At 71.0% G+C, this 20,082-nt stretch carries 19 protein-coding genes and 1 pseudogene; 12 read left to right on the plus strand and 8 right to left on the minus strand.

Annotated features, from left to right (window positions below):
- From AC3EGR_RS00435 to AC3EGR_RS00455, 5 genes and pseudogenes are all read left to right on the plus strand, one after another.
- A pseudogene (locus AC3EGR_RS00435) lies at positions 1–1,614 on the plus strand (thiamine pyrophosphate-binding protein); the annotation flags it as partial.
- Between the two features lie 117 nt (positions 1,615–1,731).
- Positions 1,732–3,183: an aldehyde dehydrogenase gene (locus tag AC3EGR_RS00440; protein ID WP_488544949.1), complete on the plus strand. Its 1,452-nt coding sequence runs from the start codon at positions 1,732–1,734 to the stop codon at positions 3,181–3,183.
- 15 nt (positions 3,184–3,198) lie between these two features.
- Positions 3,199–3,624, plus strand: a complete 426-nt coding sequence (locus AC3EGR_RS00445; protein ID WP_488544450.1) for a GlcG/HbpS family heme-binding protein — start codon at positions 3,199–3,201, stop codon at positions 3,622–3,624.
- Position 3,625: 1 nt separating this feature from the next.
- Positions 3,626–4,603 carry a Bug family tripartite tricarboxylate transporter substrate binding protein gene (locus AC3EGR_RS00450; RefSeq protein WP_488544451.1) on the plus strand — a complete coding sequence of 326 codons (978 nt, stop codon included), beginning with the start codon at positions 3,626–3,628 and terminating at the stop codon, positions 4,601–4,603.
- A 148-nt stretch (positions 4,604–4,751) separates the two neighbouring features.
- Positions 4,752–5,618, plus strand: coding sequence for a hypothetical protein (locus tag AC3EGR_RS00455; RefSeq protein WP_488544452.1), 867 nt, complete (start codon positions 4,752–4,754; stop codon positions 5,616–5,618).
- Between the two features lie 4 nt (positions 5,619–5,622).
- On the opposite strand, the gene AC3EGR_RS00460 is transcribed toward AC3EGR_RS00455, so the two are convergent.
- Entirely contained in the window at positions 5,623–6,348 is a 726-nt protein-coding gene (locus AC3EGR_RS00460; protein WP_488544453.1) for a spermine/spermidine synthase domain-containing protein, read from the minus strand.
- A gap of 44 nt (positions 6,349–6,392) precedes the next feature.
- Positions 6,393–7,319, minus strand: a complete 927-nt coding sequence (locus tag AC3EGR_RS00465; RefSeq protein ID WP_488544454.1) for a LysR family transcriptional regulator — start codon at positions 7,317–7,319, stop codon at positions 6,393–6,395.
- Between the two features lie 78 nt (positions 7,320–7,397).
- On the opposite strand from AC3EGR_RS00465, the gene AC3EGR_RS00470 reads away from it, so the two are divergent.
- From AC3EGR_RS00470 to AC3EGR_RS00500, 7 genes are read left to right on the plus strand one after another with little or no spacing between them, the layout of a single operon-like run.
- Positions 7,398–8,438, plus strand: coding sequence for an amidohydrolase family protein (locus AC3EGR_RS00470; protein ID WP_488544455.1), 1,041 nt, complete (start codon positions 7,398–7,400; stop codon positions 8,436–8,438).
- Positions 8,435–9,337, plus strand: coding sequence for a VOC family protein (locus tag AC3EGR_RS00475; RefSeq protein ID WP_488544456.1), 903 nt, complete (start codon positions 8,435–8,437; stop codon positions 9,335–9,337). The genes AC3EGR_RS00470 and AC3EGR_RS00475 overlap by 4 nt, the downstream gene beginning before the upstream one ends.
- A gap of 22 nt (positions 9,338–9,359) precedes the next feature.
- The gene (locus AC3EGR_RS00480) at positions 9,360–10,226 is read left to right on the plus strand and encodes a fumarylacetoacetate hydrolase family protein (protein ID WP_488544457.1); all 867 of its coding nucleotides are present in this window, start codon (positions 9,360–9,362) and stop codon (positions 10,224–10,226) included.
- Positions 10,223–11,776 carry a bifunctional 3-(3-hydroxy-phenyl)propionate/3-hydroxycinnamic acid hydroxylase gene (locus tag AC3EGR_RS00485; protein WP_488544458.1) on the plus strand — a complete coding sequence of 518 codons (1,554 nt, stop codon included), beginning with the start codon at positions 10,223–10,225 and terminating at the stop codon, positions 11,774–11,776. Before AC3EGR_RS00480 ends, AC3EGR_RS00485 begins: the two co-directional genes overlap by 4 nt.
- Positions 11,777–11,804: 28 nt before the next feature.
- Positions 11,805–12,782, plus strand: coding sequence for a Bug family tripartite tricarboxylate transporter substrate binding protein (locus AC3EGR_RS00490; RefSeq protein WP_488544459.1), 978 nt, complete (start codon positions 11,805–11,807; stop codon positions 12,780–12,782).
- A 6-nt stretch (positions 12,783–12,788) separates the two neighbouring features.
- On the plus strand, positions 12,789–13,700 hold the full coding sequence (locus tag AC3EGR_RS00495) for a tripartite tricarboxylate transporter substrate binding protein (RefSeq protein ID WP_488544460.1): 912 nt from the start codon (positions 12,789–12,791) through the stop codon (positions 13,698–13,700).
- Positions 13,701–13,721: 21 nt separating this feature from the next.
- Positions 13,722–14,696, plus strand: a complete 975-nt coding sequence (locus AC3EGR_RS00500) for a Bug family tripartite tricarboxylate transporter substrate binding protein (RefSeq protein WP_488544461.1) — start codon at positions 13,722–13,724, stop codon at positions 14,694–14,696.
- Between the two features lie 82 nt (positions 14,697–14,778).
- Here the strand turns inward: AC3EGR_RS00500 and AC3EGR_RS00505 are convergent, their stop codons facing one another.
- The 6 genes from AC3EGR_RS00505 to AC3EGR_RS00530 form a co-directional block, all read right to left on the minus strand.
- Entirely contained in the window at positions 14,779–15,672 is an 894-nt protein-coding gene (locus AC3EGR_RS00505; RefSeq protein WP_488544462.1) for an amino acid ABC transporter substrate-binding protein, read from the minus strand.
- Between the two features lie 95 nt (positions 15,673–15,767).
- Positions 15,768–15,932, minus strand: a complete 165-nt coding sequence (locus AC3EGR_RS00510; RefSeq protein ID WP_488544463.1) for a hypothetical protein — start codon at positions 15,930–15,932, stop codon at positions 15,768–15,770.
- Complete coding sequence (locus AC3EGR_RS00515) at positions 15,929–16,609, minus strand: hypothetical protein (RefSeq protein WP_488544464.1); 681 nt, start codon at positions 16,607–16,609, stop codon at positions 15,929–15,931. Before AC3EGR_RS00515 ends, AC3EGR_RS00510 begins: the two co-directional genes overlap by 4 nt.
- A 335-nt stretch (positions 16,610–16,944) precedes the next feature.
- Complete coding sequence (locus AC3EGR_RS00520; RefSeq protein WP_488544465.1) at positions 16,945–17,835, minus strand: universal stress protein; 891 nt, start codon at positions 17,833–17,835, stop codon at positions 16,945–16,947.
- A 72-nt stretch (positions 17,836–17,907) separates the two neighbouring features.
- Positions 17,908–18,891 carry a universal stress protein gene (locus tag AC3EGR_RS00525; RefSeq protein WP_488544466.1) on the minus strand — a complete coding sequence of 328 codons (984 nt, stop codon included), beginning with the start codon at positions 18,889–18,891 and terminating at the stop codon, positions 17,908–17,910.
- Positions 18,888–19,592, minus strand: a complete 705-nt coding sequence (locus tag AC3EGR_RS00530) for a hypothetical protein (protein ID WP_488544467.1) — start codon at positions 19,590–19,592, stop codon at positions 18,888–18,890. The genes AC3EGR_RS00525 and AC3EGR_RS00530 overlap by 4 nt, the downstream gene beginning before the upstream one ends.
- Positions 19,593–20,082: the final 490 nt, after the last annotated feature.

Here is a 20,082-nt window from a genome sequence, read left to right on the forward strand (position 1 = left end):
ATGCTCACCGGCGCGCAGGCGCTGGTGAAGCTGCTGCGCGCCGAGGACGTGCGCCAGGTGTTCGGCATCGTCGGCGGCAAGCTCGGGCCCTTGCTGCACGCGATCGCCCAGGAGCCGCAGATGCGCTTCCTCGGCGTGCGGCACGAGGCGGCCGGGCCCATGATGGCGGCCGCCGTGCACGCGGCGACGGGCCGGGTCGCCGTGGCGCTGGGCGAGATGGGTCCCGGTGGCCTCAACATGGCCTCCGGCCTGGGGACCGCTTTCGCCAACAACCTGCCGCTGCTGGCGATCACCACCAACCAGCACCGCGCCGCCTCGTATCCGCACGGCGGCATGTTCATGGACCTGGACACCGTCGCCGTGACCCGGCCGATCACCAAGTGGAACGCGGTGGTCAACGATGCGCGGCGCCTGCCCGAACTCGTGCGCCGCGCCTTCCGCGAGGCGCTGTCGGGCCGGCCCGGGCCGGTGCACCTCGACGTGCCGCAGGACGTGCTGGTGCAACTGTGCAGCTTCGCGCCCGAGGAATTCGACATCGCGCCGGAGCGCTACCGCGCGCTTTCGCGTCCGCGGCCCGACGCGGCCGATGTGCGCGAGGCGGTCGCCCTGTTGCGCGCCGCGCGCCGTCCCTTGATCGTCGCCGGCGGCGGCGTCGTCGCCAGCGGTGCGGAGACGCAGGTGCGCGCGCTCGCCGCGCACCTGCGCGCGCCGGTGCTGCCCACGCAGATGGCCTTGGGCGTGGTCACGACCGACAGCCCCCACTTCATCGGTCACGGCGGCCTGATCGCCGGCGAGGCCGTGCGCCATGCCTTCGCGCACGCCGACGTGGTGCTCAGCGTCGGCTGCCGCTGGTCCTCGTGGATGTGGGACGAGCACGGTGCCTATGCGCGCCGGCACCACCGGGTGATCAGCATCAACGTGGACCCTGCCGCACTCGGTCAACCCGTGCTGCACGCCGTGGCCATGCAGGCCGACGCGCGCAGCGCGCTGGACGACCTGCTCGCGGCCTGGGGCGAGGGCGAAGCTTCCTCGGACAAGGGCTGGCTCGCCGACGTGCGCGCCGTGCGTGCGCGCTACGAGCGCAAGCTTGCCGTGATGGCGGCCGACACCGAGGAGACCATGCACCCGGCGGCGCTGGCCAAGGCGATCGCCGACGCGCTGCCGGCCGACGCCCTGGCGGTCTTCGACGGCGGCCACACCACCTTCTGGAGCAACGACTTCACGCCCGTGCATGCCGTGCGCACGCGCTTCCACGAGCCGGGCATGAGCCACCTGGGCTTCGGCCTGCCGTACGCGCTGGCCATCCAGTCGCAGCACGCGGGCCGCGCGGTCGTGAACATCACCGGGGACGGCTCCTTCGGCTTCACGATGAACGAGCTGGACACCGCGCGCCGGCACGGCCTGCCGGTGGTGAACATCATCCACAACAACGCGGCCTGGGGCATCATCCGCCAGGGCCAGAAGATGCAGTTCGACTTCGAGCTCGGCACCGGGCTCGAAGAGACGGACTACGCCGCCGTGGCGCGCGGCTTCGGCTGCCACGGCGAGACCGTCACGCGCGCGCAGGACGTGGCGCCCGCGATCGCACGCGCGCTGGCTTGCGGCCTGCCGGCGGTGATCGACTGCCGCACGAAATTCCTCCCCCACCCCGCCATGCCGATGTTCGGCAGCATGAACCGCTACGGCTTCGAGGCGCTCACGCGCAGCGCGCCCCTGCCCAAGGAAACCACCATGAACGACATCAAGATGCTGATCGCCGGCGAACGCACCGCGAGTGCCTCCGGCAAGACCTTCGAGCGCCGCAACCCGCTGGACGGCGCCGTGGCCACGCGCGCGCCCGCCGCCACGCCGCAGGACGCGCTCACCGCCGTCGAGGCGGCGGCCAAGGCCTTCCCGGCCTGGTCCGCGCTGGGCCCCGGCGAGCGCCGCGGCCTGCTGCTCAAGGCGGCCGCCGCGCTCGAGGCGCGCACGCCGCAGTTCATCGCCGCGATGGCCGCCGAGACCGGCGCCGCGGCGCCCTGGGCCGGCTTCAACGTGCACCTCGCGGCCGGCATGCTGCAGGAGGCCGCCGCCATGACGACCCAGATCGGCGGCGAGGTGATCCCTTCCGACGTGCCCGGCTCGCTCGCGATGGGCGTGCGGCAGGCCGCGGGCGTGGTGCTGGGCATCGCGCCCTGGAATGCGCCGGTGATCCTGGGGGTGCGCGCCGTGGCGATGCCGCTGGCCTGCGGCAACACGGTGGTGCTCAAGGGCTCGGAGCCGTGCCCGGCGACGCACGGCCTGATCATCGAGGCGCTGCAGGAGGCCGGGCTGCCGCCCGGTGTCGTGAACTTCGTGACCAACGCGCCCGCCGATGCCGCCGCCGTGGTCGAAGCCATGGTGGCGCACCCCATGGTGCGGCGCGTGAACTTCACCGGCTCCACGCGCGTGGGCAGGTTGATTGCGCAGACCTGCGCCAAGTACCTCAAGCCCGCGATCCTGGAGCTGGGCGGCAAGGCGCCGCTGGTGGTGCTGGACGACGCGGACCTCGACGCGGCGGTCAATGGCGCGATCTTCGGCGCCTTCGCCAACTCGGGCCAGATCTGCATGTCCACCGAGCGCATCGTGGTGGACGAGAAGATCGCCGACGCCTTCGTCGCCAAGCTGGCCGCGCGCGCCGTCGGCCTGCCGCTGGGCGACCCGCGCAAGGGTCCCGTGGTGCTGGGCTCGGTGGTCGACATGGGCACGGTGGAGCGCTGCAACGCGCTGATCGACGACGCGCTGGCCAAGGGCGCCAAGCTGGTGTGCGGCGGCAAGGCCGACAGCACGCTGATGCCCGCCACGGTGCTCGACCACGTGACGCGCGACATGAAGATCTTCCACGAGGAGAGCTTCGGTCCGGTGAAGCCGGTGGTGCGCGTGGCCGGCCTCGAAGCCGCCGTCGCCTGCGCCAACGACAACGCCTACGGCCTGTCGGCCGCCGTGTTCGGCCGCGACATCGCCCGTGCGCTGCAGGTGGCGCGCCGCATCGAGTCGGGCATCTGCCACGTCAACGGCCCGACGGTGCACGACGAGGCGCAGATGCCTTTCGGCGGCGTCAAGGACTCGGGCTACGGCCGCTTCGGCGGCAAGGCCGGCGTCGAGGCGTTCACGGACCTGCGCTGGATCACGGTGCAGACCGCGCCCCGCCACTATCCGTTCTGAGGCCACAATCGCGCCATGAACCAGCTCACCCTGCAACAAGCCAGCCAGATCATCACCGCCGCCCTCGCCAAATCGAAGGAGAGCGGCTACCAGCCCATGGGCATCGCCGTGCTGGACGCGTCCGGCAACCTCAAGGCCTTCGCCAGCGAGGACGGCGCCAGCATGTTCCGCTTCGACATCGCGCGTGCCAAGGCCTGGGGTGCCATCGGCATGGGCGTGTCCAGCCGCGTCCTCGGCCAGCGTGCCAAGGACAATCCCAATTTCTTCGTCTCGCTCGCGGCCACCTCCGACGGCAGGTTCCTGCCGCAAACGGGCGCGGTCGTCATCCAGGACGCGCAGGGCAACCGCATCGGTGCCGTCGGCGCCAGCGGCGGCACCGGCGACGAGGACGAGGCCATCTGCATCGCCGGCGTGCAGGCCGCCGGACTGCAGCACGGCTGACATGCCCGCCGCAGTGCTGCGCCGACGCACCCTGCTGGCCGCAGCCGGCGCGGCGCTCGCGCCTGCGCTGCACGCGCAGCGCGCGTATCCCGAGCGGCCCGTCAAGGCCGTCGTTCCCAACGCGCCGGGCAGCTCGGTCGACACCATCGGCCGGGCGCTGTGCATCGAGCTGGCGAAGGTGCTGGGCCAGCCGTTCGTGGTGGACAACCGCGCCGGTGCCGCGGGCGCGATCGGCGTCGAGCTCGCGCGCACCGCCCCGCCGGACGGCTACACGGTGCTGGTGGGATCCAGCAGCGCGATCTCGGTCGCGCCGCTGCTGCAGAAAGCCGTGACCTACCAGCCGCTGCGCGACTTCGAGCTGGTGTCGCTCGTGGCCCTGCTGCCCAACGTGCTGGTGTGCAATCCCGCGCTGCCGGTGCAAGGCGTGCGCGAGCTCATCGAGTACGGGCGCGCGAAAAACGGCGAGCTGAAGATGGCGTCGGCCGGCATTGGGTCCGTGAGCCACCTGGCGGGCGCTGCCTTCCAGAGCGCCGCCGGCTTCAAGGCGCTGCACGTGCCGTACAAAGGTGGCAGCCAGGGCGTGGCCTCGGTCGTCGCGGGTGAAACCGACTGGGTGCTCACGCCCGCGCCCGCGGCCATGGCGCTGGTGGCCGGCAAGCGGCTGCGCCTGCTGGGTCACAGCATGGCGGCGGCGACGCAGCCGCTGGGACCGACGCCGGCCATTGCGGCCGACCTCCCGGGCTTCGAGTTTTCCAGCTGGATCGGGCTGCTGGGTCCGCGCGGCCTGCCGCCCGCCTTGCTCGACACGCTGGCGAAAGCGGTCGCCACCGCCGCGCAAGCGCCCGATGTGCAGAAGGCCTTCGAGAGCAACGGCGCGGTGCCGCACGGCTCCACGCCGCTGGAGTTTCGCGACTACCTCGCGCGCGACATCCAGGCGAACCGCAAGGCGATCGCCGCGGCCGGGGTGCAGCCGGAGTAGCGGGCGCGGCGCCGGTCGATCCGGCCATGCTGGCACAGCGGCGACTCTCCGCACCTCGACTTTCCTACACGCGCTGCCGACCGCGTCGCACCGCCGCGGCGCAGCCTGCCCGTACGCTGGGCGGACAGGACCACACCAGAGGATGCCGATGCCGACCGAGAACGCCCAACGCCTGCCAGCACCCTGTTCCAGGCTCGTGCTGCGCGGATGCCTTGCGCTTTGCGCGGCGCTGGCGCTCGGATCGGCCGTGGGTGCGCAGGCGGAAAAGGATGCGGCAGGCTCGGCAATGACGGTGGCGAAGGCCAAGAAGCACGACCCTGCCAAGGCCAAGTCCAAGACCAAGGCGACCGCGAAGGCCAAGCCCACGGCCAAGGCGACGGAGCAGAAACCCGGGCCGCTGGCCGATTTCGCCGGCACGAACGCACCGGCGGACGTGGTGCACATCGCGAACTGGGTCTCCTACACGCGCAATGCCGGCAAAAAGGCCTTCGTCGTGATCGACAAGAAGGAGGCGCAGATGTACGTCTTCGATCCGCAGGGCAAGCTCAAGAGCCGTTCGCAGGTCCTGCTGGGCAAGGCGATCGGGGACACGTCCGCGCCCGGCGTCGGTGACAAGCCCCTGTCGCAGCTCAAGGAAAGCGAGAAGACCACGCCGGCGGGCCGCTTCCTCGCCATGCCGGGCAAGAACACGCGCAACGACGACATCATCTGGATCGACTATGCGGCGGCCGTCTCCATGCACCGCATGCACAGCGTGTCGGCCAGCGAACGGCGGGCCGAGCGCATGGCCACGCCCGACCCCGGCGACAACCGCATCTCCAACGGCTGCGTCAACGTGCCGCCCGCGTTCTACAACAGCGTGCTGCGGCCGACGGTGCTGAAGCAGGGCGCCTACGTGTACGTGCTGCCCGAGACACGCACGCCGCAGCAGCAGTTCGGCTCCTACGACGTGCCCCGGGACACGGCGCTGGCCAAGGCGCCGGAAGCGCCCGCGAAGAAGCCGGCCAAGTCCTGAGCGCTCAGGCGGAGCGCCGCGCCATGGCCAGCCAGGCCGGCGCCGGCAGGTCCCAGCGCCGCTCGATCTCCCGGGCACGTTGCGCCAGCACCTGCTCGGTCGGCACGTCGCCGCAGTGCGCGACCACGACCACGTTGCCGGCTTCGGTGGGCGGGAACTGCCAGACGGCGCGGGGCTGCACGCCCTTGCGGATGCGCGCCACGCAGGCGCGCACGTCCAGGTCGCGCCCGATGAGGTTGGCGACCACGGTCCCACCTTCCCGCAGGCTGGCGCGGCAGTCGCTGTAGAACGCTTCCGTGTCGAGCGCGGGCCGGTCGACCGAGGCGTCGTAGGCGTCCACCTGGAGGATGTCGATGCTGCCGCGCGTTTCGGCGCGGGCCACGAACGCCAGCGCGTCGGCATGCAGCACCTGCAGGCGGTCGCCGTCCGGGGGAAGCATGAAATGCGAGCGGCAGGCGGCGATGACCGCCGCGTCGATCTCCACCGCGGTGGCCCGCATGCCCAGCACCCGCCAGGCGAACTTCGTGAGCGAGCCGGCGCCCAGGCCGAGCGTGACGAGGTGCTTGTCCGCCAGCGATGCGCAGTCGTGGAACGGCAGCCAGGCGAACATGCGCACCGCATACGCGAGCTCCAGCGCGTCCGGCGCGGCAATGCGCATCACGCCCTGGCACCACGCGCTGCCGAAGCGCAGCTGGCGCAGGCCCTCGCTTTCGGTGATCACGATGTCCATGGTCACAGCCTCGCGGTCATGGGCACGCAGTCCCCGCATCTTCGTCACAGCGCAAGCGCCGACCCGGCATCCCGACGGTTCACCTCGTAGAACAGGCCGCGCAGCCAGCGGTTGGCCGCGTCGTCCTGCATGCGGCGGTGCCAGAACTGCTGCACCTGGATCTGGGGCGGGCGGAACGGCAGCGTGATGCGCTTGAGCGGCGCGTGGCGGCCCACGACGGTGGCGATGTCGTCGGGCACGGTCGCGACCAGGTCCGTGCCGGGCAGCAGCGACAGCAGGCTCATGAAGTGCGACAACTCCAGCGTCACGTGCCGCTGCCAGCCCTTGTCCTCCAGGAAGCGATCGAGCAGGTGCTCGCGGCCATCCGGGCGCACGACGACGTGGCGCGCGGCCAGGTACTGCTTGAGCGTGAGGCGCGAACCCACCGCCTCGTTGCGCGCGCAGGTGATGCACGCATAGGAGGTCTTGAACAGCGCCTGCTGGAAGTAGCCGGCCTTCTGCAGGTCGGGGAAGAAGCCCACCGCCAGGTCCGCCTCGCCCGCTTCGAGCGCCGAGCCCGCCGCCGCGCGCGGCTTGGCCACTGCCTGCAGCTTCACGTGCGGCGCCTCCTGCCGCAGCCGCCGCAGCACGCCGGGCAGGAACGCGACCTCGCCGATGTCGGGCGTGAGGATGGTGAAGCTGCGCTGCGCCGTCGCGGGATCGAAGCCCGCGGGCTGCAGGATCTCCGACTGGATCGCCTCGACGACGCGGCGCACGGCGGGCGCGAGCTCCAGGGCGCGCGGCGTCGGCTCCATCTGCGCACCGGCGCGCACGAACAGGGCGTCGTCGAACTGCGCCCGCAGGCGGGCGAGCGCCGCGCTGGTGGCGGGCTGGCTCAGGCCGATCGCCTCCGCGGTGCGGTTGACGCTGCGGTGGCGGGCCATGGCGTCGAACACCACCAGCAGGTTGAGGTCGACGGCGCGGATATCCATGGCATGGATTCTATGTATCCACGGGATCGGCTGTTCGGATAAGGCGGGCCTCCCTACCATGCGCAGCGGAGACAGACATTGAGCGCGCACAACCATCCGTCCGGCTGCCCCTGCGGGATCGACGCCCACGCCCACGTGGTGCCGGAGAACTTCCCTGCGTACCTCGGCAGCAAGGCCCCCGCCGACTGGCCGTCGATGGCCGCGGCGCAGGCGTGCCACCGCAACGTGATGATCTCGGGCAAGGTGTACCGCACCGTGTCCGACCGGTGCTGGGACACGGGCAAGCGCCTCGCGGACCTGCCCGGGATGGGGCTCGCGCTGCAGGTGGTCTCCCCGATGCCGGAACTGCTGTCCTACTGGATGCAGCCGGCCGACGCGCAGCAGCTCCTGCGCTTCCTCAACGACCAGATCGCGGGCATGGTGGCCGAAAGCAGCGGCGCGCTCGCGGGCCTCGGCGCCGTGCCGCTGCAGGACCTGGACCTGGCCATCCGCGAACTGGAATATGTGGTGAAGGTGCTCGGCTTTCCGGGCGTGGAAGTCGGCAGCAACGTCAACGGCGCGCCCATCGGCGATCCGCGCTTCGACCCCTTCTTCGAGGCCTGCGAGGCGCTGGGCGCCAGCGTCTTCGTGCACGCGATCCGTCCGGCCGGCATGGACCGCCTGGTCGGCCCGCCGGCGCTGCAGCAGGTGCTCGCGTACCCGGGTGACGTGGGGCTGGCGGCGGCGTCGGTGATCACCTCCAACCTGCTGCCGCGCCGCCCGAAGCTGCGCATCGCCTTCAGCCACGGCGGCGGCACGCTGGGCCTGTTGCTACCGCGGCTGCAGCAGGGCTGGGGCGTGTTCCCGGCGCTGAAGGAGCAGGTCAGCGAAGCGCCCGCGGACCAGGCGCGCCGGCTCTTCTACGACACGCTGGTGTTCGACGACAAGGCACTGCGTTACCTCGCGGACACCTTCGGTGCCACGCAGTTGCTGGTCGGTACCGACTACCCCTTCAACTTCCACGACCGCACGCCGGTGCAGCGCATCGAGGCCGCCGGCTTCGATGCCGACACCGTTGCCTTGCTGGTCCATCGCAACGCCGAGCGCTTCCTCGCCCGGCAGAAAGTGACGAACGCATGAGTCCCTGGATCGCAGGCCTGCGCAGCGTGGCGCTCTACGTGCCCGACCTGGCAAAGGCCGAAGAGTTCTACACGAAGACCTGGCACCTGGAGGTCGCGCACCGCGGCGACGGCGAGCTGTTCCTGCGTGGCAGCGGCAGCGACCACCACCTGCTCGCCTTGCACCAGGGCGGCGAGGTGCCGCAGATCCGCCAGGTCACGCTGCGGGCGCGCCATCGCGAGGCGCTGGATGCGGTGCGTGCGAACGTGCTGCGTGCCGGGGGCAAGATCCTCGCCGAGCCGCACGAGCTCACGCGCAACCCCGCCGGCGGCATCGGCCTGAAGTTCCAGGACCCGCATGGCCGCACCTTCCAGGTGGTGCACGGCGACGCGCGCCGCGCCGAGAGCGCACCGGTGCAGGACCGTCCCATCCGCCTCACGCACGTGGTGCTCAACACCCACGACGTCGACGCCTCGCAGCAATTCCTGCAGGAGGCGCTGGGCTTCCGACTGGCGGATCGCACCGGAATCATGGCCTTCATGAACTGCGACCGCGACCACCACACGATCGCGCTGGGCATCTCCGACAACGACGCGCTGAACCACATTGCCTTCCTGATGCCGGATTTCGAGTCGGTGATGCGCGGCGGCGGCCGCATGCGCGACGCGGGCTTCCCCATCCAGTGGGGCCCCGGGCGGCACGGGCCGGGCAACAACCTCTTCAACTACTTCCTCGACCCCTTCGGCATCGTCATCGAGTACACGGCCGACGTGGAGCAGATCGACGAGAGCTACGAGGCGCACGGCCCCGAGCACTGGAAGTGGCCGGCCGGCCGCGTCGACCAGTGGGGCATCTCCGCCCCGCCCTCCGCCACCCTGAAGGAGGCGCAAAAGCGCGTCTTCTTCGCCCCCAACCCCTGATCAACCGCGAGAGATCCCTGCCATGAAGTTCACCACCTACCTGCGCGGCGGCGAAGCCCGCCTGGCCCTCGTCGACGGCGATGCGCTCGTCGACCTCAACGACGCGAATGCCAAGACGCCGGCCGACCTGCGCATGGCGCTGAAAGCCGGTGTGGACCTGCGCTCCGTCGGCGAAGCGGCGCTCAAGGACAAGGCCAAGCGCCAGCCGCTGGCCAACGCCAGGCTCGCGCCGCTGGTGCCCGAGCCCGGCAAGATCGTCTGCCTGGGCCTGAACTACTACGACCATGCCAAGGAAGGCGGCCGCGAGAAGCCCGATTACCCCTGGTTCTTCTTCCGCGCCGCGTCCTCGCTGGTCGCGCATGGCGAAGCGGGCTGGGCGCCGCAGGTGTCCACGAAGTTCGACTACGAGGCGGAACTGGCGGTGGTGATCGGCAAGACGGTGCCCCGCCACACGAAGGAAGCCGACGCGCTGCAGTACGTCTTCGGTTACAGCTGCTTCAACGACATGAGCGTGCGCGACTACCAGAAGCGCACGCCGCAGTGGACCATCGGCAAGAACTTCGACCGCACCGGCGGCTTCGGCCCGCACCTGGTGACGGCCGACGAACTGCAGCCGGGCGCCGCCGGCCTGCGCATCCGCTCGCTGCTCAACGGCCAGGTGATGCAGGACGCGAACACCAGCGACATGATCTTCAGCGTCGCCGAGACCATCGCGCTGCTGGCCGACGTGCTGACGCTGGAGCCGGGCGACGTGATCGTCATGGGCACGCCGGCCGGCGTGGGCCAGGCGCGCAACCCGCCCGTGTGGATGAAGGCCGGCGACACCATCGTGATCGACATCGAGAAGGTCGGCGCGCTGAGCAACCCGATCGCGGCCGAGGGCGCATGAGCGAGGCACTGTACGACGTCGCCATCGTCGGCTTCGGCCCGAGCGGCGTCGTCGCGGCGGGGCTGCTGGGGCAGGCGGGGCTGAAGGTCTACGCCTGCGAGAAGCTGCCGGGCGTCTACGAGATCCCGCGTGCGATCTCCCTGGACCACGAGATCATGCGGGTGTTCCAGCAGCTGGGCGTGGTCGATGCGGTCCAGCCGTTCACGGAGCCCTTCACCCCCTCGGAGTACTTCGGGGTGGACGGGAAGATGATCCGCCGCATGACGATGGTGGAGCCGCCCTATCCCCAGGGCCACACACCTTCGCTGGTGTTCACGCAGCCGCCGGTGGAGCGGGCGCTGCGCGAGCGCGTGGCGGCCATGTCCAACGTGCAGGTGGAGCTGGGGGCCGAGGTCGTCGGTGTCGAGCAGGACGCGCAAGGCGCGACGCTGCAGGTGCGCGATGCTGCAGGCACCCAGCATGCGGTCCGCGCGCAGTACGTGATCGCCTGCGACGGCGGCGCGAGCTTCGTGCGCACGCAACTGGACATGCCGCTGGAAGACCTGGACTTCGACGAGCCTTGGCTGGTGGTGGACGTGCTCGTCAACGAGCGCGGCCTCGCGAAGCTTCCCAAGGTGAGCGTGCAGTACTGCGAGCCGGAGCGCCCCTGCACGCTGGTGATCGGCCCGAAGAACCACAGGCGCTGGGAGATCTCCCTCAAGCCGGGCGAGGACCCGAAACAGGCCGCGACGCCGCAGGCGACCTGGAAGCTGCTCTCGCGCTGGCTCACGCCGCAGGACGGCGAGCTGTGGCGGCAGGCCAGCTACCGCTTCCACGCGCTGGTGGCCGCGCAATGGCGCAAGGGCCGCGTGTTCCTCGCCGGCGATGCCGCGCACATGCAGCCGCCCTTCCTCGGCCAGGGCATGTGCCAGGGCATGCGCGACGTGAGCAACCTATCGTGGAAGCTCGCCGCTGTGCTCAAGGGCGAGGTGCGAGGCGGCGCCGCCGAGGCGCTCCTGGACAGCTACGGCACCGAGCGCAAGGCGCACGTGCGCGAGCTCACCAGCCGCATCAAGGGCGTGGGCGCCGTGATCTGCGAGCGCGATGCGGCCAAGGCCCGTGCGCGCGACGCGAAGATGCTGGCCGACTGCGGCGGCATCGTGCAGGACACGCCGCGGCAGGACATCCTGCCGCGCGTCGAAGGCGGCTTCCTCATGGAGCGCGACACCACCGGCCGCGGCACGCTGTTCCCGCAGCCCCGCCTGGCCGCCTCCGGCGCGCTGATGGACCACGCGGTGGGCGGCGGTTGGCGCCTGGTGCTCGCTGCCGGCAGCGATGCGCCGGCCGATGTGCCGCCAGGCATCACGGTCGTGGCGCTGCAGCGCACGCCCGAAGCCGAAGGCGTGGTCGCGCGCTGGATGCAAAAGCACGGCTGCGACACCGCGCTGGTGCGCCCGGACCACTACGTCTTCGGCACGGCGTTGGGCCGTGTCGAGACGCAGGAACTTCTTGCGCAGTGGCGGCAACGCTGGCCGCAAGCGGCGTCGCAGCCGGAAACGGCGACGGCCTGACAGAACCCATACACACAGGAGACAGACGATGAAGCGCAGGGATTTCATGCAGGCCGCCGCGGCCGTATCGCTCACCGCGTTCGGGGCCGGCGCGGCGCGCGCGCAAACCTGGCCCGACAAGCCGGTGAAGCTGATCCTGTCGCAGCCGCCCGGGTCCGGTCCGGACGCGATGGCGCGCATGATCGGCGACCAGCTCTCGCGCAAGTGGAAGCAGGCCATCGTGGTGGAGAACAAGCCCGGCGGACAGAACGCCATCGGTGCCCAGGCGGCCGCGAAGTCGCCGGCCGACGGCTACAACTTCTACTACGCCACCTCCGCGGCGCTGGTGAGCAACCCTTACCTGTTCAAGACGCTGCCCTACGACCCGCAGAAGGACTTCGTGCCCGTGGGGATGATCGGCAAGGTGCCGTTCGTGCTGTGCGTGAATGCATCTTCGCCGGTGAAGAGCCTGCAGGACTTCGTCGCGCAGGCGAGGGCCAACCCCGGCAAGCTGACGGTCGCCAACGAGGGCCCCAAGACCTTCGGCGGCATGATGACCCGCCTGGTCGGCGCCCAACTGGGCGTGCAGGTCAACGCGGTACCTTACGTGTCCGTCGGTGCCGCGGTCACCGACACCGTCGGCGGGCAGACCGACGCGGTGATGGGCGACGTGCCCGCGCTGGTGCAGATGATCAAGTCCGGTCGCCTGCGCCCGATCGCCGTCACCACGGCCTCGCGCGTGGCCGGCCTGGAGAACGTGCCCCCCTTGTCCGAGGTGATCCCCGGCTTCGACTACGCCGGCTGGCAGGCCATCGTCGCGCCCGCGGGCACGCCTGCTGCCGCCATCCAGCGGTTCAACCGCGACCTGGATGCGGTGCTGGGCGACAAGGAGATGGCGGCGAAGATCCTGGCAGTCGGCCCCATCACCGAGGGCGCAGGAACGCCCGAGCAGATGGCCGCCTTCCTGCAGGCGGAACACACGCGCTGGGCGAAGCTGACGAAGGAAATCGGCGTCCTGCCGGAGTGAGGGCGCATGGCCAATGTCCGTGATCCCATCCGGCTGATCGTTCCCTACGTGCAGGGCGGCGGCAGCGACCAGCGCGCAAGGCTGGTGGCCCGCTACCTGGCCGGCGAACTCGGCGAAGCCGTCGAGGTGGTGAACCGCACGGGCGCCATCGTCGGCCATACCGCCATCGCCGAGGCCGCGCCCGACGGCCGCACCATCGGCCAGGTGAGCGGCGAGATCGGGATGATGCACTGGTACGGCGGCCTCACCCCGCTCGCCCCCGACGACTACACGCCCCTGGCCGTGCCCTTCGTGGAGGCGGCCGCGGTCATCGTGCGTGCCGACGCGCCCTGGCAAACGCTGGCGCAATTCCTGGACGCCTGCCGCGGCCGCGACATCGTCGGCTCCGGCGGCCCGAACTTCGGCGTCTGGAAGTTCGCGCTCGTCGGACTTCTCGACCGGGCGGGGATCGACGTGGGCCGCCTGCAGTGGCGCGAGACGCTCAGCGGCGAACAGGGCCTGGCCCAGGTCATCGCGGGCGAGGCCGACGTGGCTCCCATCACGCTCACCGATGCACGCGGTCCGCTGCAGGGCGGGCAAGCGCGGGCGCTGGCGAACATGGATGCGACGCGGCATGCGGTCTTCTCCGCCGTGCCCACGGTGGAGGAAGCGCTGGGATTCCCGTGGTCGGTGGCGCACTGGCGCGGCCTGGTGGCGCCCAAGGGCCTGCCGACGGCGCTGCGCGACCGGTATGTCGATGCCCTGCGGCGGGTGGCGGGCAACCCGGAGTTCCAGCGCGAAGCCCGGGCTTCCTCCTTCACGCTGGCCTGGCAGTTCGGCGACGCGTTCGCGCACTACATGGCACAGGACGATGCCATGTTCGGCCGCATCATCGGCCTGCTCGGTTCCAGGGCCGGCAGCGCTTCCAGCCTGCACTGAGATCAAGAACGGAGACACCCCATGCAGATTCGACGCAAGCTCGGCGCCCTGGCGCTCCTCGCCGGCCTGGTACCGCTGTGGGCGCACGCGCAGCAGGACTGGCCGAGCCGGCCCGTGCGCATCATCGTGCCGCTGGCCGCCGGCAGCGTCACGGACGTCGTGTTGCGGGCCGCCGCGCAGGAAATCCAGCCGCGGCTCGGACAGCCGATCCTGATCGACAACAAGCCGGGCGCCAGCGCCATCGTCGGCACCGACGCCTGCGCGAAGGCGGCGCCGGACGGCTATACGCTGTGCGCGGTGTACTTCGGCTCGATGTCGCTCAACCCGCACACGACGCCCAGGCTCTCCTACGACCCGGAGCGCGACTTCGCGCCGATCGCCAAGCTCTTCCAGGTGACCGAAGGCCTGTTCGTGCCCGCGACGCTGCCCGTGTCCAACGTCGCGGAACTGCGTGCCTACGCGGCGTCGCACCCGGCCGCGGTCAACTTCGGAACGCTGGGCGAGGGCTCGCTGCAGGAGATGCTGCTGGCCTGGCTGAATCGCGAGTGGGGCACGGCCATCGCCGGCATCCCCTACAAGGGTGGCGGTCCGATCAGCACGGCGCTGTCGGCGGGTGAGATCCAGGTGGCGCAGATGGGCATCGGCAACTTCACCGGCGTCCTCCAGGCCGGCAAGGTGAAGGCCCTGGCCGTGTCCGCGGAGAAGCGCTCCCCGCTGCTGCCGCAGGTGCCCACGCTCAAGGAGGCGGGGCTGGGCGGCTTCTCCGCGCGCGTCTGGTGGGGCCTGGCCGCCCCTGCGGGCACGCCGGCGGCGATCCTGCAACGCGTCAACGCGGAGTTCACGCGGCTGCTGCAGGACCCGAAGTTCGTCGAGTTCCTCGATGCTCGCTACATCGAGGCGACACCGATGTCGCCGCAGCAGTTCGCGGCCTTCATGAAGGCGGACCGAGACCAGGCGGCGGCCCTGGTGAAGCTCGCCCAGCAGCCAGCGCGTTGAGCGGCGGCGCGACCGCCCGCTCGGGGAGTACTGAACCCGCGCGGAGATGCGGCTGGCCGCATCTCCCCCCGCATACGGCCGCTCAGAGCGCCGGCTTGTCCGACAGCGCCTTCAGGTTGTCCTGCAGCTCCTGGCTCATGGGCGCGTTCAGGTTGATGCCCTTGGGCGGGATCGGCGACTGGAACCACTTGCGATAGAGCTGCTCGAACTCGCCGCTTTTCATCAGGCCGGCGACGGTGTCGTCCACCAGCTTCTTGAAGGCGGGGTCGTCCTTGCGGAACATGATCGCGTAGGGCTCCACCTGCAGCGGCTCGCCCACGACGGCCAGCGATGCAGGGTTCGCCGCCGCGGCGCGCAGGCCGTACAGCAGGATGTCGTCCATGCCGAAGGCGTCCGCGCGCCCGCCGTCCACCAGCAGCGCGGACTCCGAGTGGTCCTTGGCCGTCGAGAGCTCGAAGCCGAGGGACTGCCGCTGGTTCGCGGCGCGCAGCACCTGGAAGTTCGTGGTCCCCGCGGTGGTGACCACCCGCTTGCCCTTGAGGTCGTTGAGCGACTTGATGTTGGAGTCGGTCTTCACCAGGAAGCGCGTTCCCGTGTAGAAGTAGTTGATCGCGAAGGCGACCTGCTTGGCGCGGTCCGAGTTGTTGGTGGTGGAGCCGCACTCGACGTCGACGGTTCCGTTCTGCACCAGCGGGATGCGGTTCTGCGAGGTGACGGGCAGCGTCTCGACCTTCAGGTCCGCGCGGCCGGTGGCCTTCTTCACGTTCTCCACGATGCGCTGGCAGATCTCCCAGCCGAAACCGGTCGGCTTGCCCTCGGTCCCCAGGTAGGAGAAGGGGATGGACGATTCGCGGTGGGCCACGGTGATCGTGCCCTGGGCCTTGACCTTGTCCAGCGTGGGCGGCACTTGCGCCGCCGCGGCGAAGGAGAGGAGGGCGCCGCAGGCGAGGGCGATGCGGGAGACAGGCAGAGGCATGGGAACAGCTCCGGGATGGTGGTGCGGGGCATGCTAGCAAGGATGGGGCCCGGGAAGCATGAGGGTTGTCATGGTGGTGGCAGTGCCTTGCACGCTCACCACAGCCAGGCCGCGGCGGCGAGGCCCAGGAGTCCCGCGCCCACCCCGAACATGAGCCAGGCATCCCGCGCGGTGTCGCCGGTGCGGCGCGCCACCCAGGAGGTGAACACGGAGGTGCTGCCAAGGACGGCGAGCAGCAGGGACACGTCTTCGGTCGTCATGACGCTGCTCCTGCCTCGTTGTCCCCGGGGAAGGCGGATCGCTGCGAAGGCTTCCGCGACCCCTGCACCGGGTGCCGGTAGCCCGAGAGCCAGCACAGGGAGTGCGCCGCGCCGTCGGTGGCCTCCTGCACCTGGCGCTGCAGGCCGAGCGCACGGGCAAGCTCCACCTCGGCGCGGATCACCACCCGCGCACGCTGCACATCGACTTGTTTCTGGTCCGCGGCCCGCGCCTGCAGCAGCGCGAGCAGTTCCTTCAGGTGGGCGCGCGGCGCGTCGATCCGCAGGAACATGACGGGCACCATCACGGCCTGCGTTGGCGCATCCAGGTAGGTGTGGACGCTTGGCGCGCCGAACATCACCAACTCGCCATAGGCCCCGCGCAGGACGGCCTGCGCTTCCGCCAGGGCGAACTCGCTCGCGGCCAGGATCTGGGCACCGTGTCCGTGACGGAGGATCTGGAAGCGGCCGGGCCTGGACAGCGAGTCGAGCAAGCCCTGGCCGGCGAGCACGCAGCCTGCATCGCCAGCCGCAGCCACCATCTGGCGCAGCGGGAGGAGGTCCAGCTTGTTGCGCACGTCAGGCAGGCGGGCATCTTCGCCGGCCGGCATGGGCCTGCAGGTGAGCGAGGTGAAGTCAAGCCCGGTGAGCTTCTGCTCGCCGGCATTCGAGACACGCATGGGGCACTCCATTCGAGCGCGAGCCGCTCCGAGAAACGGGGGACTCGCAATCACGCCGGGGTGTGTGCCCGGCGGTCGATGGATGGCGCTGAAAGGGGGTGGCGACCGCCGGGCTCAGGAATGTGCGGGCGTTCGCTGCAGCCCCGCCCGCGAAGGGGCAAGCGAACGCGCACGCACGTCGCACGCCGCGAGGGCGAGGTCCGTGCCATGGGTTCGACGGGAAGCAGCGTGGCGTGCCATGCGGGCAAGTATAGGCCGCGGTGCAATATCGCCGCGAAGCGATTCTGGCAAGGAATGCGGGGGCATTGCGGGCCTGTTGCGTGCGATGCGCAGCTTCAGGGCATCACCAGCACGTCGGCCTCCGATTCCGCCAGGATGCGGCGGCTGACGCTGCCCAGGAGCATGTCCGCCATGCGGCTCTGTCCCTGCCGGCCCATGACGATGAGGTCGCAATCCTGCTCGTCTTCCTGCGTGAGGATGCGCAGCGCGGGCGAACCGTGCAGCAGCAGGGGCGGGGCCGCGCCGCCGAGACCCGCGCGCTGGCACAGGTCGGCCAGGCGGGCCTGCGCCTCCACCCGCGCGTGCTCGCGGTACTCTTGCAGATGGCGTTCCTCGACGCTCGCGACGCGCAGCTTGCCTTCGAACGGCGCCTCGTACGCATGCAGCGGCACGATGTGCGCCCCCGGCGCGACGGCGCGTGCCATCTGCAACGCCGGCAGCGACGCGTCGGAGAAGTCGACCGGCACCAGCACGCAGCGGTACGCGGCGGCAGGGGCCCGCTTCACCACCAGCATCGGCCGGCCGAAGCCATCGATCAGCCGTGCGGCGGTCGAGCCCAGGACCAGGTGCCGCAGCATGCTGCTGCCGCGCGCGCCCAGCACGAGCAGGTCGGCATCGATGGCGGTCGCGGCCTGCCCGATCGATGGCAGCAGCGGGCCGGAAGACACGTGGGTCGCGGCCTCGATGCCGTGCCGTTCACGCACCATGACCGCCAGCGCGTCGACCAGCATCTGCGTCTGCTCGCGCATGCGCGTCTCGACATCGGCCGGCAAGCTGGCCACCAGGCGGCGCAGTTCGTCCATGCGCGAGAACGCCGCGACATGCAGGAGGTCCAGCCGGGCACCTGCGGCCCGCGCCACCAGCGCCGCGCGTTCGACGGCGTGGCGCGCCGGAGCGGAAAGATCCGTGGCGGCCAGCAGCCGCTCGAGTTTCGTGGAAGGGTTCATGCGCGGTCCTTTCGCAGGGCGAGCCAGGCGAGGCGGGCGATGCGCCCACCCCGCGGGCATGGAAAGACAACTCTAGTCGACAGCGGCGCGGTCGGCCACCGCTGCCGGCGTGTGGATGACCGGTCCCGAGCCCTCCCGGAATCCCGCAGGCAGCGAGGTGGTCGCGCGCGGCGCAGTGGGCACCAGCAGGACATCGGAACGGGATTCCGAAAGCACCTCCCGCGCCACCGCGCCCAGGAACAGGCCGCCCAGCAGCCTGCGCTGGCGCTTGCCGATGACGAGCAGTTCGGCGCCGATCGCGCGTCCCTTGGCGACCACGGAGAAAGCTGCATGGCCGAACCCGACCGCCACTTGCGCGCCGTGACGCAGCACCCCCGCCTGTGCCATGCGCTCCAGGAGGGCAGCGCGCGCACGTTCCACCTCGGTGCCCGCGTTCGAGCCGGCACCGCCTGGCAGGAGCGCGACGCCCGCGTGCTTCTGCGGCGGCAGGGCGTGGAACACCTCCATGCGCGGATCCGCCGACAGGCAGGCCGCCGCAGCGATGACACCGCCCGCCTCCGCGGTGAGATCGACAGCCACCAGCACCCTGTCGTAGAGGTCGTTGCGGGACGGCGGGTGCAGCGCACCGTCGCGCGCGCGGGGCAGCGCCCGCTTGACCACCAGCACCGGGATGCGGCTGGCGTGGACCAGGCGCTCCACGGCCGTGCCCGCGATGCGTTCGCGCAAGGTGTTTCCTTCGCGCGCCGGCAGCACCAGCAGGTCCGCCCCGACGGCAGCACGGGCCGTTTCCCGTGCGAGATCGCCGCGGACGACGTCCACGTTCACGGCGACTCCCAGGCGGTGCTGCACCGCGTCCGCCAGGGGCGCGAGCACGGACTGCGCCGCCTCCGCCTGGCGCGCGTCCTGCAACACGTGCAGCACGCGCAGCGCCGCCCCCTGCGCGCGCGCGAGGTGCGCCGCGCGCCAGAGCGCGTTGGCGGCCGCGGGGCCCAGGTCGCTCACGACCAGGATGTGGCGCAGCGGCAGGAAGGAGGCGTCTTCCGGGTGTCCGTTCATGGTGCCGCCTCGGAAAGTACGGGCTGTTCGACGTAGTGCCCGAAGCCGGCGGAACCCGCCGTGCGCGACACACCGGCCGCGGCGTCGGGCAGCAGCAAGGTATCCGCCTTCGTCAGCGAGAGGAAGCGGCGCGCGATCGAGGGCGCCTGCACGCACGGCACGACCACCAGGTCGGGGAACAGCTGCCGTTCGCGACCGAGCAGCGCGGCGGCGGACTGCAGGGGCGCGCTCGATGGCAGTTCCTTGCCGTCGCCCATCTCCCTTGCCGGCACCAGCATGTGTTCCGCGTCGCCGTCGGGCGGCGTCGCGACGAGGACCCTGCGGTACGCTACGTTCGCCGGCGTGCGCACGACCAGCGTCGGCCGGCCGGCGAGCCGCGCGGCACGCAAGGGCTGCAGCCCGGTCGCGGCGTCCAGCCCCGAAGGGACACGCATGACGAGCAAGTCCGCCTCGTCGGCGGCGCGGCGCAACTCGCCCGTGACCGAGCCGCGATAGGCCTGCGCGAGGACGGCGATCTGCAGGTGCTCCTGCAATCGCCACGCGAGCGCCTCGAGACGCTTGCGGGCGAACTCCGGGTCACCGAAGCGGCCCAGGTTCAGGATGCGCAGCCAGCCACCGTGTGCGCGCGCCAGCATGCCTGCGCGCCAGGCGGCGTTGTCGGCGTCGGCGTGCAGGTCGTGCAGCACCAGCACTCGCTTCATTTTCGATGGAGCGCGTTCGCTGCGGGCGTCGTTCATCTTCATTCCTTCCTTGCAAGTCGCCCCCTGCCGGCGCGCATGGAGGTGCGCCGTGAGTGCGGGAAGCGTGCAGCTACGCCGGGGCTCTGCCCGGCGGAGGAAGGTTGGCGCTTTGGGGGGAAGGTGCGACCGCCGGGCTCAGGAATGTGCGGGCGTGCGTGGCGACGCCGCCCGCGTGAACCAGAACGCGGGTGCCATCCGATGCGTGCATGCGTGGCGTGCCATGGAAGCGAGTATAGGAAGAAACCTGCGATCGGCGCCCAATGCATTCTGGCAAGGCATGCGGGGGCATTGCGCGCGCGCTTGGCGCGGCGCCCCGCGCACCCTAGACTCGGCGGCGTGGCAGCACTTTCCTGAGCCCGGCGATTCCTTCGTATCCCGCGCCAGCCCGATCGCCGGGCACTCCAGGCGCAACCGGTTCCGCTGGCGGCGATGCGTTCGCGGCAAGAGCGGA

It is taken from the genome of Ramlibacter sp. G4-7 (genome assembly GCF_057784995.1).

Coding starts and splice junctions, on each gene's coding strand:
- AC3EGR_RS00465 (WP_488544454.1), bottom strand. CDS start 7,319: ATGGATATCCGCGCCGTCGACCTCAACCTGCTGGTGGTGTTCGACGCC.
- AC3EGR_RS00495 (WP_488544460.1), top strand. CDS start 12,789: ATGGCCAATGTCCGTGATCCCATCCGGCTGATCGTTCCCTACGTGCAG.
- AC3EGR_RS00480 (WP_488544457.1), top strand. CDS start 9,360: ATGAAGTTCACCACCTACCTGCGCGGCGGCGAAGCCCGCCTGGCCCTC.
- AC3EGR_RS00505 (WP_488544462.1), bottom strand. CDS start 15,672: ATGCCTCTGCCTGTCTCCCGCATCGCCCTCGCCTGCGGCGCCCTCCTC.
- AC3EGR_RS00525 (WP_488544466.1), bottom strand. CDS start 18,891: ATGAACGGACACCCGGAAGACGCCTCCTTCCTGCCGCTGCGCCACATC.
- AC3EGR_RS00460 (WP_488544453.1), bottom strand. CDS start 6,348: ATGGACATCGTGATCACCGAAAGCGAGGGCCTGCGCCAGCTGCGCTTC.
- AC3EGR_RS00510 (WP_488544463.1), bottom strand. CDS start 15,932: ATGACGACCGAAGACGTGTCCCTGCTGCTCGCCGTCCTTGGCAGCACC.
- AC3EGR_RS00500 (WP_488544461.1), top strand. CDS start 13,722: ATGCAGATTCGACGCAAGCTCGGCGCCCTGGCGCTCCTCGCCGGCCTG.
- AC3EGR_RS00445 (WP_488544450.1), top strand. CDS start 3,199: ATGAACCAGCTCACCCTGCAACAAGCCAGCCAGATCATCACCGCCGCC.
- AC3EGR_RS00475 (WP_488544456.1), top strand. CDS start 8,435: ATGAGTCCCTGGATCGCAGGCCTGCGCAGCGTGGCGCTCTACGTGCCC.
- AC3EGR_RS00440 (WP_488544949.1), top strand. CDS start 1,732: ATGAACGACATCAAGATGCTGATCGCCGGCGAACGCACCGCGAGTGCC.
- AC3EGR_RS00490 (WP_488544459.1), top strand. CDS start 11,805: ATGAAGCGCAGGGATTTCATGCAGGCCGCCGCGGCCGTATCGCTCACC.
- AC3EGR_RS00530 (WP_488544467.1), bottom strand. CDS start 19,592: ATGAAGCGAGTGCTGGTGCTGCACGACCTGCACGCCGACGCCGACAAC.
- AC3EGR_RS00485 (WP_488544458.1), top strand. CDS start 10,223: ATGAGCGAGGCACTGTACGACGTCGCCATCGTCGGCTTCGGCCCGAGC.
- AC3EGR_RS00455 (WP_488544452.1), top strand. CDS start 4,752: ATGCCGACCGAGAACGCCCAACGCCTGCCAGCACCCTGTTCCAGGCTC.
- AC3EGR_RS00450 (WP_488544451.1), top strand. CDS start 3,626: ATGCCCGCCGCAGTGCTGCGCCGACGCACCCTGCTGGCCGCAGCCGGC.
- AC3EGR_RS00515 (WP_488544464.1), bottom strand. CDS start 16,609: ATGCGTGTCTCGAATGCCGGCGAGCAGAAGCTCACCGGGCTTGACTTC.
- AC3EGR_RS00520 (WP_488544465.1), bottom strand. CDS start 17,835: ATGAACCCTTCCACGAAACTCGAGCGGCTGCTGGCCGCCACGGATCTT.